This window comes from Bacteriovorax sp. PP10, from assembly GCF_035013165.1.
In the GTDB taxonomy this organism is placed as follows: Bacteria; Bdellovibrionota; Bacteriovoracia; order Bacteriovoracales; family Bacteriovoracaceae; genus Bacteriovorax; species Bacteriovorax antarcticus.
This window is the reverse complement of record NZ_JAYGJQ010000002.1, coordinates 1,467,822-1,479,810: the sequence shown is the minus strand read 5'-3', so window position 1 is coordinate 1,479,810 and position 11,989 is coordinate 1,467,822. Positions and strand designations below refer to the sequence as shown.

The window sequence follows — 11,989 nt, the reverse complement described above, 5'->3', positions numbered from 1 at the left end:
GGCCCTCTCCATTAAGAAATCTATTGTTCCGCCAATACCGGAACTAACATAATTTTAGGTTCATTCTTTTCTTTATCTTTCTCAGCTTGCTTCTTCGCTTCATACTCATCAAGCTTCGTCGTCGCTTTCGAATAAGTCACATACCCTACTCCCATATCAACAAGAGCAATCACGTATCCAACTAACTTAATCTTAGGATTTCCTTTTTTCTGCGCCATCTTTTCAAAATACTCCAGCGCTTTTAAATCAAGCTGAACCTGACCGTTACCAATAATTGTTTCCCAGCCTGTATCAAAAGCAACACGAGTTAAGTCCGCGCTGTCTTTAATTGCAAAGTTCATAATAGAAGAATTTGTTAAAGCAATCGCTCCACTGGCCATGAATCTTGCTTTTGTTGTCTTTAAACTTTTCGATACACCTGTCATTAAAATCGTATCAGCTGACATGAAGCCAACGTTCTCGATAACTTCAGGATTCGTTAACAGATTTTCTGCCATAACAGCAGGGTTTGCATCATAGATGTCGTCATATCTAGCAACACCTTCTGATAATATTTGCACACCTGAGTTCAAGGCAATGTATTGCCATTCAGATTTTGCACCAAGGAATACATCTTTTGGTATTTTTAAAACTTTCTTTAAAGCAGCATGAAGTCTACTTTTCGACTGCTGAGCTTTAATCGTGCTTGTTATAGCTTGTTTATATGTTTCTTTTGTAAGTGTAACAGCAGACATTTCCGCAGCAATTTCTTTGCGTGTTCTAGGTTTTGGTATTTTGCCCTTTAAAGCAACTAAACGACTCTCCACTGCTGCCTTTTGTTTTTCAAAAAAACCAAAGAATGAGTCTTTTACTGCAGTAGCAAAAGCAGTTTCCGAAGTTACAGCTCCGATCTTTGCGAGGATTTTTGCTCCCCACTTAAAGATGATTCCGCCAGTAACCCATAAACCAAGATCAGCAAGGGCGTATCCCCAAAATGTTGCTTTTTCAAAGCGGGCCATGCGATCGTTCATTTCTTTTAATCCAATCTCTCTTAGTTCGTATTGAAAAGCGATTTGATCACGTGTGTATGTTGAACCTAAATTCTTTTGATCTTTTTCAAATGTAAGACGTACTTGTTCTAAGTCCATCCAATCGCGGTAGTAGTCTTCGTAAGAAGTAATACTCGCGTCGAATGACATTAGTAGATAACTAAAGATACTTGTCGTAGCAGCGTTTACGTACATGAAAAAAGTTGAACGGTATTTTTCAACTAAGATGTCGCCAAGGACATCTCTACCTTTCGAATCTTTTCCTTCTTTCTCAACCAGGTCCAGTCCGTTTTGAGTGACTAAAAACCAAATATCAATTTTTCCGTTCCCATCTAAGTCACGACCAAAACCAAGTAGTGGATTTATTTTCGAAGCAAAGCGTGGTATCGCAGATGCTTCTATACGTACTTCCATTTCATCATTCTGATTCTTGTACTCAATTAGCGCGACTTTAAATGTATTACCTTCTGAATCCGTGATTGTTTGTTTGATTTGAGCATCAATTTGAGCTTGAGTTGGTTTTGGAATAGACGCATGCCCTGTACTACCCCAGGCAAAAACCTGTTGAGTAGATAATGCGAAAATCGCCATCATCAAAAATAAAGAATTTATTCTTCTCATAAACTTGTGCCTCATATATTAGAGACTAAGAGAGCAAGTATGAGACCAAGAAAGTATCTTTTGATTTTAGCTAATTAGATTGGATGGCCGTCCAAAGTTTAGACGGCCCTAGTATATTATTCGACACTCACCCAAGCTTGGGCGACACCAACAGCTCTTACAAATCTATTAAATATAAAAGCATTATCTGGATGAAGTCTAATACAGCCATGTGAAGCTGTTTTACCGAGATTAGGCCAGTTTGATTGACCGGTTCCATGGATGGCGTAACCACCTCTAATGAAGACGGCATAAGGCATATTACCTAGTCCGTTGTAGTCGCCTCCTGGATAAGCAGTTGATGTGTAGCGATCATAAATTCTTCCGTTGGGATTTTCGTCAAGATAAGGGGTTCTGTAGCCAGGTTTTCCGGTTGATGTGAGCCAGAGATATTTCAACTCTCCATCAATATAAATATACATGAATTGTTCGGCAAGATTGACTCTCGCCCATATCGGGCAAGCATTTCTATAACAATCGCCTTTTTCGGTTGATTCAACAAAAGGAGATTTTCCAGTCATCTTGAAATACGCTTCATCAAACTCTTGTAACCTTTCTTCAATATCCGGGGACCTCGGGTCCAAATCATCCAGAAGGTTTTCCTGGAAAGCCGCGAATGCGTTCAGTTGAAAGGTTGCGAGAACTAAGATGAATAGGTTTTTCATATACTCCTCTTGAATGTTAAAGATCAACTATATTTAAGCGATTCTAGGTCTGCTCGGATCTAGAACATCAATGACATTTCCTTGATAAATAGTTGCTGTTTTAATTCTGAATGGTGCTTGAGCAGCGGAATACAACATTGCAAGACTCAAGAATAGTAGTAGCATTTTCATAAGTAACTCCCTGGCAGAAGTGAAAAGTTCCCGCCTGCATTTTAGACTGCAAGGTAAATACCAATGAAAAAGCGGTCTTTTTGAGTCAAATTGTCCCAAATATGCTGGCATATGAGATGCAATTACCTAAGTGGAGGTCAAATGAAAAAAGGAAAAAAAGATCGTAAGATTATTCAGAAAGTGAGAATAAAAAATCGAGATAATGAGCTGGAAATGAAAGAGCATTTACATGCAATATTAGATAAAAAAATTATAGATAAAAAAGCGAAGTGATATGATCACTCTACTTCATTTTTAGATGTTTTTTAATTTCTTGCAAGTCATTTTTAAGGGCCGCATTTTCTTTTTTTAACGCTGCCATTTCTTTTGCCTTCACTGCATTTTCTTCTTCTAATTTTTTAACTTTTAGATCTATTGAAGCGATTGCTCTGGTGTTGTTTTCAGTTTTAATAAAGGACTCTGTTATCTTTTTATAAAGATCTTTAAATGCTTCTACTAAAGGAGCAATTAAGTTTGAATAAACCATGGACTTATATCCATCTTTATCAGTTTTAACGACTTCAGGAAATAGTGGTTCAACTTCCTGTGCGATAAATCCGATTTGCTTTGATTTTTCAGGATCAGCATTTAATACATAATTCACACCACGAAGTTTAAGAATTTTTTCAAGTGAATTATCTAATGTTTTTATATCATGCTTAAGCCTGACATCTGATGAATGAGTCCAGCCTGCAGCTGTATAGCGCCCGATAGTTGATCCATTATTAACGACAAATCTATCATCAGGAGAAGTAGTCCCAATACCGACGAACCCATTAGCTTTAATAACCATCGCATTTGCTGTCCATGGGGAAACGGTATTTTCATCAACGCTGAAATAAAGATAGCCTAATGAATCTACGCCAGAAGTTCGGCCACCTAAAACTCCTATCCTTGCAAAGTTTTTATTATTCATCCCTATTCCCAATCCACGGGCCCATCCACCATCAACAGTTTGTGTATCCTGTATGGCCATTCCAACTCCCTCAAACCCAACAGCAGTTGTAGTCCCATTAACTTGTAATTTTGCTAAAGGTGCAGTTGTCCCTACTCCTGCTCTTCCATTTGTCAGCGCCATAACCAGTGACGGCGGACTCAGCAAGGTTGTTAGATAAGGGTTAGTCTGTCCTGCATCGTACCCTTGATTGTAAAAACGAATCCCACCATAAGATGTGTGGGCAGACATTGAAATACCTGTATGATTATTAATCCTGTAGATCGAATTTCCAGCGGCCCTATTGTAGTCTAAGTCATTAACTGACAGAGCATTACTTGGCCCCGAAGCTCCCCAACCAGAATAACTAGAGCCACCTTCATTGTATTGGTATGTACCCTGAACATGTAAAGTCGCTGCAGGTACATTTGTACCAATTCCCACATTTCCAGATGACATAATCGTCATCATGGTCGAATCATTGTAATTTGAATCAGCCCCCTTGGAAGCATCATCATTTAAGTCTGCTGAGAAAGTAAGTTTACCTTCGTCTGCACCAATTCTGAAATCATCAGCAGAAGTTGATTTATCTCGTAGAATGACACCTGGTCGAAAAGCTTCAACTTCAACATCACTAAAATTATTTGCAGCTGTATTATCATTAAACGTAGCAAGAGGAGTTGTGGCCGCTGTTCTAATAAGATACAAATTAGATGTTGGATTATTTGATCCAATACCAACGAATCCAGTAGATGAAATTCTCATTTTTTCTGCATTGTCAGTACCAAAAATTAAATTGCCGGTTTTTGTATTTACTAAAGACATATCGAATGCGGTTCCACCTTCAAATCCAAGATAACCAGACATTGTATTTAAGTTCGTGCGGTCAGCATAGAACTCCATAGATACTTCATTTTTAGTTCCACCATCTCCAGATGCCTGAGTCTTAAGAGCTAAAACACCGGAAGCATCTGTTGTGGCATTGGTTTGCTGCCCATAAATTTCAACGTTACCTTCATTAGTAATAGAGATAAGTTTATTAGGACTTGTAGGAACAGTGACTGCTGCACCTTTTGATATCCAAAAAATTCCAGTTGCATCCATATCGTTAACAAAGTTGATTGTATCAATTGCAGCGGCCCCGGACTTTTTCATCTGAATGGAAGGTAGTGTCGCCTCAACACTAAGTGTTCCAACTGGTGTTGTTGTACCGATAGCGACTTTCCCACCAGAGCGATAAATATCACTTCCACTTTTTGTCCATTGCCCATAACTATCAACGTACTGCTTGTTTGCCACATCCGTTAATCCAACTGGATCAGGAGATCTTAAAACGGCCGAACCACTTAAAGTAATCGTTCCTGTTGTTAGTGAGTCACCTGCTTTATTTATAGGAGTAAATCCTAAAGCAGTTGTGATGTCTGAAGATGAAAGGGCCGTCCATACTGATGTATCGGCCGCTGTCGCTTTTAAATATTTACCAACATCTCCTACAACAGGAGATGGAAGAAGCGTTGTTGAAACGTTAATTGTTGGGTTACCAGAAATTCCATCACCATTTGTCACAGCAACTCTATTTGCTGTACCCGCAATACTTCTACCAACAAAAGTATCAGCAGCTGTTTGAACTAAAATTCCGTTCGTGTTGTAAGCTGCAAGTGCTGTAAGAGTAGCATCAGATGCTTGTTTACCAGTCAACTGAGTTTGAATTGATGACGTCACACCATCGAGATAATTAAATTCTGTATTATCAACTGCACCAGTTCCTAATTTAGTTGCTGTAATGTTCGCACCTGCATTTACATCTGCATCGGTAATCGTTCCATCTGTAATTTGAGAAGATGCAACAGCTGCTCCACTCGTTCCAAATGCTGCCCAGGCAGTTCCGTTACAAAACTCTACGTTGGGAGTGTTAAATCTCATCGCTCCTGCAATCGTTGCCGAACATGCTGTTGCATCAACACCCACACGAACTGCTCCATTAACGTCTAATTTAGATTTTGGTGTAGTTGTTCCAACTCCAACCAGTCCTGTAGGGTCGATACGAATTCTCTCTACACCTGCCGTTGAAAATCCAAGCTCATTACTTCCACCACTAGAATTTGGATTAAACATTCCGGTATCAGCGTCAGAGTTAAATGCATAAGAAGGCAAGGCCGCATTTCCGCCTGTCTGTTGTATTTTTGGTCCTGCACCACCTGCATTGAAATCAAGGGCCGAACCAGTTAGTATCATCTTTAATCCACCAGACACTGAAAATCTTAAATTTCCGTCGGTAGATAAACCTGTATTAGGATTACTTGCAAATGTAATTGAAGGTGCATTAAAAGCTCCATCACCTGCCAGTAATTTAGTTGTGCTTGTTGTACCTACAACATCCAGAGCGACTCCAGGAGTTGCTGTTCCAATTCCCACGTTACCAGTCAATCGATAAAGATCACTTCCGGTCTTAGACCATTGCCCATAGCTATCGACGTATTGTTTATTGGCCACATCGGTAGGGCCTACAGGATCCAGTGTTCTTAAAAGAGCAGCACCACTAAAAGTAAATGTACCGCTTGTTAGTGAATCACCCGCTTTACTGACTGGAGTAAATCCCAGTGCTGTCGTAATGTCTGATAAACCAAGTGCCGTCCACACCGACGTATCGGCCGCTGTTACTTTTAAAAATTTCCCGACATCACCGACAACTGGTGAAGGCAGTAGTGTCGTTGAAATATTTACAGTCGGATTTCCAGCAACTCCATCTCCATTTGTCACGGCAACTCTATTGGCCGTTCCAGCAATACTTCTTCCAACAAATGTATCTGCTGCCGTTTGAACCATGATACCGTTGGTATTAAATCCAGCTAGAGCTGTAAGAGTTGCATCTGATGATTGTTTACCAGTCAATTGAGTTTGAATTGATGACGTCACACCATCGAGATAATTTAATTCAGTATTATCTACCAATCCAGTTGCAAGCTTCGTTGCATCTAAACCGGTTATTGTTGGATTCGGATAAGATCCACTTAAATCTCCACCGGCAGCTCCATTCGGCGCAGATGAACTTGATGGAGTTGTCCATGCCAGAACACCTGCTGTTCCCGTCATGCTTAAAACTTGTCCGTTGGTTCCGACTGTTCCAGGAAGAGTCAGTGTATGTGAAACGGTACCTGTTGCTGGAGCTTTTAGCGTCACGTACGCTCCTGCTGCTCCATCCTTTAATCTGACTTGAGTATTAAAAGTTACATCACCTGTGAAAGTATCCCCAGCGACGTTGGCCTTTACATTATTTAAATTGGTAATTTGTCCTTGAGATTTTTCAAATCCAGATAAAACTGAGTCGGCCGCGGTGATGGCAGAATTGCTGGCCACAAATCCACTCAGGTCTGTTGAAAGAACTCTTGATTCAGTAAAATATAATCTGGTATTTTCAGGAACAGCAAGTGTATCTAAAGTAACAAAATTCTTTAGTCCATTTAAGTACTGAAGTGCAGTTCCTGCGGTGATCGCTGCTTCTTTATTATTTAATTGAGTTTGAATAGAACTAGTCACACCACTCACATATCCAAGCTCTGTTGAAGTTGTGGCACTTACATCTAATGTTCCGCCAACATTTGTTACAACAGCTTTACTAGCAGTTCCACTAAATGCTCCTGCGCCAGCGTTATCGGCCACACAAGAAAAACTTGTTCCATTTGATTTTAAAACTTCACCGCCGGCACATGTTGGAAGAGCTGCTTTTGCAAAAGCTTGCACAGAAGCATCTGTCACGTCTACCCAAGTTAGTACACCAGCTCCATCAGTTCTTAAAACTTGATTAACGTTTCCGTCATTAGCTGGCAATGTAAGAGTGTATGTTGTTGTCACTGTCGCCGGAGCTTTCAATTCAACAAAATTACTTCCCGTATCTTTTAAGCGCAGCTTTGTGTTGATCTCAACATTACCTGCTCCATAAGAAATATCATTTACGTTTTTATCCCACTGACCTTTGGATTTTAAATCAGTCACTTGATACTGCAATTTTCCCATTGCCCCAAGAACTGTATCAGCGGCCGCAATGGCACCGCCCACACCGGTATTTAATCCAGCGAGGTCTGTTCCTAAAACTCTTGCTTCTGTAAAATAAAGTCTTGATGCTTCCGCCACATCATCAGTATCTAAGCTTGTCACAGCTGACGTAACATCTACCCATGAAGTGTTTCCATTTCCATCGGTTGATAAGACATAACCACTAGTTCCTTTATTGGCCGGTAAAACTAAATCATAGGCAGTACTCGTTGCATGACCCTTTACTGTCACATAATTTGATCCACCTTTAATTTTTAAATCACTATCTAATGTTAAAACACCAGACATTGTATCGCCGGCCTTAGTAAGCTTTAGAGCATCACGTGTATCAGTGTAGCCTTTGTTGGCCACATCATCACTGTTCGTTGGAGTTGGCACCCCACTAATTGTTCCAATTGAAAGTGTCCCACCTGTCAGATTTAACTTTAATCCAAGAGCATCAAACACTGCATTTCCATCTGGAGCATGTGTTGAATCAGCATCTACTATAGTAGTCGCAAGCACTGAAGTTGCCGAAGTTAGTCCACTAATTTTAGCCGCAGGGATATCACCATCGGCGATATTTAATTTCGCGTATGGAATACTTGCTGCCGGAATGTTTAATTTTGAATAATCAATCGCTGCTGCTGCATTGATATCAGCATTTACAATTGAGCCATCTGCAATTTGAGCACTTGAAATTGCCCCAGTAATCTTTGAAGCGGCCACAGTTACAATCTTTGCATCTGTCACGGACCCATCAGCAATGGCCGACGTCGTAACAGAGCCTGCTCCTCCACCGGATAAATCATCTCCGGCCACCCAATGAGTTCCATCAAACTTTAAAACTTTTCCAGTCGCTGGAGTTGTCGGGATATTTACATCAGTTAAAAGATTTAAATTGTAATCACCCTCTTGAGCAGTGATGGCGCCGCTGCGGCCAAAGACAGAAAGGACGGCCGTAGAGTTATCAATTTTTTGCCATGCAGATCCATTTGAAACTAACCAGTCACCTGCTGAAAAACTAACTGCACCGATAAGACCATCATCACTGATGACGTAATAGGCCCCAGACGTCCCTATAGCAGGCCCTGATGCCGGGTTTGATGAAGCATCAAAGGTTCCAAGGTAATTTAGTCCTGAGGCAGGACGAGGCTTCCATTTTCCTGAAACAGCATCGTAAGATAAAACATCTTTGTCAGATACTGGAGTCGCACAGTTAAACCCTTTGCCATTTAAAGTTGCATTACAAAGTGAGAAATCAATAGAGAAAGTCGCACTGGCACTAGCATCAGATAAAATTAGATTGAAAACTTTTGAAACATCAAAATTAAATGCGCGGATTGAATTGGCGATAATTGTTGTTGCTGTCTTTGTTTCAATGGAAAAATTTTCATTAAGTGCATTTCCATTTACGACAACACTTGAAACATCACTAAGCCCTGCTCCGTTAATGACCAATTGGTTATTGATTACCTGGACAGACGAAACACTCGCACTAGTGATACTTGAAGGTGATGATCCAGCTGTTGCTTTTCTTTTTATATTAATAGCAATCTCACCCTTTTCAGCAATACAGCTGACAAGGCTAAGTAGCGTTAATAAAAATAAAAAACACCTTTTCATCACAGTCTCATCTTAAGGGACAAATCCCTGTAAGCTTTTCGACACTTGATTATTAAACATTTGTAAACACTAAGTAAGAAATGGTTTAGGCAATTAATGCCAGAAATTAGAGGTAAATGAGGTTTTTTGTCTAAGAAAAGTAGTACGGCACCTCAAGGAAGGATACCGTACTAAAAGTAAAATAGAATACTAAAGTTTAGATTCGATCATCATAGACAGAAGCTTTGTTAACTTATCCAAATCGGAATAACTGATATTGTGGAACATAGAAATTCTGAATTGGTTTCTTCCTAATTTTCTATACCCATCAATTCCGTAAACTGCTTTTTTCTTTTCTAAGAATTTAATCACATCATCAACATTTACTTTTGCATCAACGTCGATTGTCGCTACTGCAATTGATCTGAATTGTTTTTCTTCGATGTAACAAGAAAGGTATGGCTTCGATTCTGCCCATGAGTACAGAAGATCAGCTTTCTTTTGAGAAAGTTTTTGAATTTCTGCATAACCTTGCTCGTTCATTCTCTTAACTTGCTCATTCATAATGAAGAGTGTTGCAAGCGCTGGTGTATTGTAAGTTTGGTTTTGTTCAGAGTTAGAAATCGCATGAGTCCAGCTCATGATTTCTGGAATATAACGAGACTTGTCTCCAGCGATTTTAGCTGCGCGAGCAAGAGCTTTTGGTGACATGATGGCAATCCATAATCCCCCATCACTTGCGAAAACTTTTTGTGGAGCAAAGAAGAACACATCTGTTTTTGAAACATCACATGGACACTGACCTGCTCCTGAAGTTGCATCAACCGCCAGAAGAGTATTTGCGTCTACAATTGGAAGTTCTGAAAGCTGAACTCCAGTAGATGTTTCATTTAATGTCACTGCAATTAAATCTGATCCTGCAACTGCTTTACCGTTAATTCCTTTTCCGAATGGAACACTTACGTTTTCAGCAGCAAGCCACGGAACAAGTTTTGTCGACTTGTACCATTTCTCAGAAAACTCTCCACATGTGTAGTGAGTCGCTTTTTTCTCTACTAATCCAAGAGCGATCATATCAAATAATAGAGTTGCTCCACCATTCCCAAGTACTACTAAATAGTCTGACGGAACGTTGAAATATTTTTTAAGTCCTTCTTGAATTTCTTTTACAACATTTTTTACACCAGCTTTTCTATGGCTTGTTCCCATAAATTCATGGCCAGTCTTAGCAAGTTTCTCTAGGAATTCAGTCGGAACCAATGACGGTCCTGAGCCAAAACGCGGGTCAGCTGGAATAAGTTCTTTTGGGATTTCGAAACTATCAAACATAACATTTCCTTGGAATGGGATTAATGAACTCGAAAGCAAATTTACATAGACATTATGGCCCAAGATACGAAAGAATACTAAACGATTATGAATAAAATAAATTACCCGACCATTAAGATCAGTATCTTTACCTTGCTCGTTGCATTCACTTTTTCTTTTAACGCCGAAGCGGCCGCAAAAAAAATAAAGTCACGAGTTAACACCAGTGATCTTAGTATCTCACTGGGAAATCTGTGTGAGTATATTGGCACATACCAGACAGATGACGAGGGTACTAAAAACGGTTGTAGCTTCCTCCCAACTCTCTCAGGCAGTCTCGACTACTACCTTACTCACAAGTTCGCTCTTTCACCGCAAATTGGCCTTACAATGCCTAAGTCCGGCGCTGATGACAACATCAAGCGCATGACGTTTTTCGCTCTGGCCAATATGAAGTATAAAACAAGCTACGTAAACCTTCTTGGTGGCGTTGGTTTCTACTTCACAAGAATCTCAGGGCCTGGTGGAGAAGAAGAATTAAATAACGGCAATAGCACTGACTCTTTCCCACTTCCTAAAGAGGCGGTTTACTCTCGCAACTTTATCGTGAACCTGGGACTAGGCCTGGACTTCAATCAAGACTGGTCTGGTGAACTTTACACTTATGTCTTCAACGCACTTAAATCTGAGGATCGCGCTGTCAGCGTGGGTGCAACTATCTCTTACCATTTTGGAGAAGTTCTATGAGAACACTTTTTTCGCTCTTCATTCTACTTCTATCTTTTAAAGCGAATGCTTTCACATTAAACAATACTGCAAAGCTGGTCTTCACTGAAGATGAAGTGAAAGTTAACGTGGCCAGTGGATGTACTAACATTGGAATCACTGATGCTGAGTTGTTAGAGCTTGTCGGTAAGGCCGTTGATAATTTCTGGAATAAATCTCCAACCAGTCGATTGAAACTTAGAAAAGGAAGTGTCATTAACGTCGATGCCCGTTTTCACTCTGATTCTATTTGTACTGCTTCAACAAACTGTGACCCGAATCCGGTTCTTGCTGTTGATAGTGATATTCTCATTTCTTGTAACCTGAATGCCACAAACTTTCCGTCATCATCAATTCTAGGAATTACAATTCCAAATAATATCGCTGGAACGAGAATTGTTGGGTCTTTAGTTTTAATTAACGATAAAGCTGACACACAATTTGACACCAAATCTGATGATGCAAAAGTTGCGATTCTTGCTCATGAGATCGGCCATGCATTTGGACTTGGACACTCGCCTGTGCAGGATTCATTAATGTACTATGCGACAGTGTCTCAAAGAAAGGCCTTAGGCCGTGATGATATTGATGGGATCAGTTATCTGTATCCGAAGCAACAACCTATAAGTGGTTGTGGAACGGTTGATATGTCCGGTGGTAAAAACGGATCTTGGCCGGGGTTATTCATTGGATTTTCGATTATTGGACTGGCCGAAATTTATCGAAAAAGAAAAGGATCAAAACAAATTCAAGCATAAAAAAAATGCAGCCGAAGCTGCATT

At 40.1% G+C, this 11,989-nt stretch carries 8 protein-coding genes; 3 read left to right on the top strand and 5 right to left on the bottom strand.

Annotated elements, in window-relative coordinates; genetic code table 11:
* Positions 1 to 20 precede the first annotated feature (20 nt).
* The 3 genes from SHI21_RS17130 to SHI21_RS17120 form a co-directional block, all read right to left on the bottom strand.
* A complete protein-coding gene (locus tag SHI21_RS17130) occupies positions 21 to 1,649 on the bottom strand; it encodes a hypothetical protein (RefSeq protein WP_323578155.1) in 1,629 nt (542 codons plus the stop codon).
* Between the two features lie 116 nt (positions 1,650 to 1,765).
* A complete protein-coding gene (locus tag SHI21_RS17125; protein ID WP_323578154.1) occupies positions 1,766 to 2,353 on the bottom strand; it encodes a L,D-transpeptidase in 588 nt (195 codons plus the stop codon).
* 33 nt (positions 2,354 to 2,386) lie between these two features.
* Positions 2,387 to 2,524: a hypothetical protein gene (locus SHI21_RS17120; protein ID WP_323578152.1), complete on the bottom strand. Its 138-nt coding sequence runs from the start codon at positions 2,522 to 2,524 to the stop codon at positions 2,387 to 2,389.
* Positions 2,525 to 2,665: 141 nt separating this feature from the next.
* Here SHI21_RS17120 and SHI21_RS17115 point away from each other — a divergent pair, with 141 nt between their 5' ends.
* A complete protein-coding gene (locus SHI21_RS17115) occupies positions 2,666 to 2,797 on the top strand; it encodes a hypothetical protein (RefSeq protein ID WP_323578151.1) in 132 nt (43 codons plus the stop codon).
* A gap of 10 nt (positions 2,798 to 2,807) precedes the next feature.
* On the opposite strand, the gene SHI21_RS17110 is transcribed toward SHI21_RS17115, so the two are convergent.
* Both SHI21_RS17110 and SHI21_RS17105 read right to left on the bottom strand, forming a co-directional pair.
* The gene (locus tag SHI21_RS17110; RefSeq protein ID WP_323578150.1) at positions 2,808 to 9,155 is read right to left on the bottom strand and encodes a tail fiber domain-containing protein; all 6,348 of its coding nucleotides are present in this window, start codon (positions 9,153 to 9,155) and stop codon (positions 2,808 to 2,810) included.
* A gap of 189 nt (positions 9,156 to 9,344) precedes the next feature.
* Entirely contained in the window at positions 9,345 to 10,463 is a 1,119-nt protein-coding gene (locus SHI21_RS17105) for an aminotransferase class V-fold PLP-dependent enzyme (RefSeq protein WP_323578148.1), read from the bottom strand.
* Between the two features lie 87 nt (positions 10,464 to 10,550).
* On the opposite strand from SHI21_RS17105, the gene SHI21_RS17100 reads away from it, so the two are divergent.
* Positions 10,551 to 11,189, top strand: a complete 639-nt coding sequence (locus SHI21_RS17100; RefSeq protein WP_323578147.1) for a hypothetical protein — start codon at positions 10,551 to 10,553, stop codon at positions 11,187 to 11,189.
* Entirely contained in the window at positions 11,186 to 11,965 is a 780-nt protein-coding gene (locus tag SHI21_RS17095; protein ID WP_323578146.1) for a matrixin family metalloprotease, read from the top strand. The genes SHI21_RS17100 and SHI21_RS17095 overlap by 4 nt, the downstream gene beginning before the upstream one ends.
* Positions 11,966 to 11,989 lie beyond the last annotated feature (24 nt).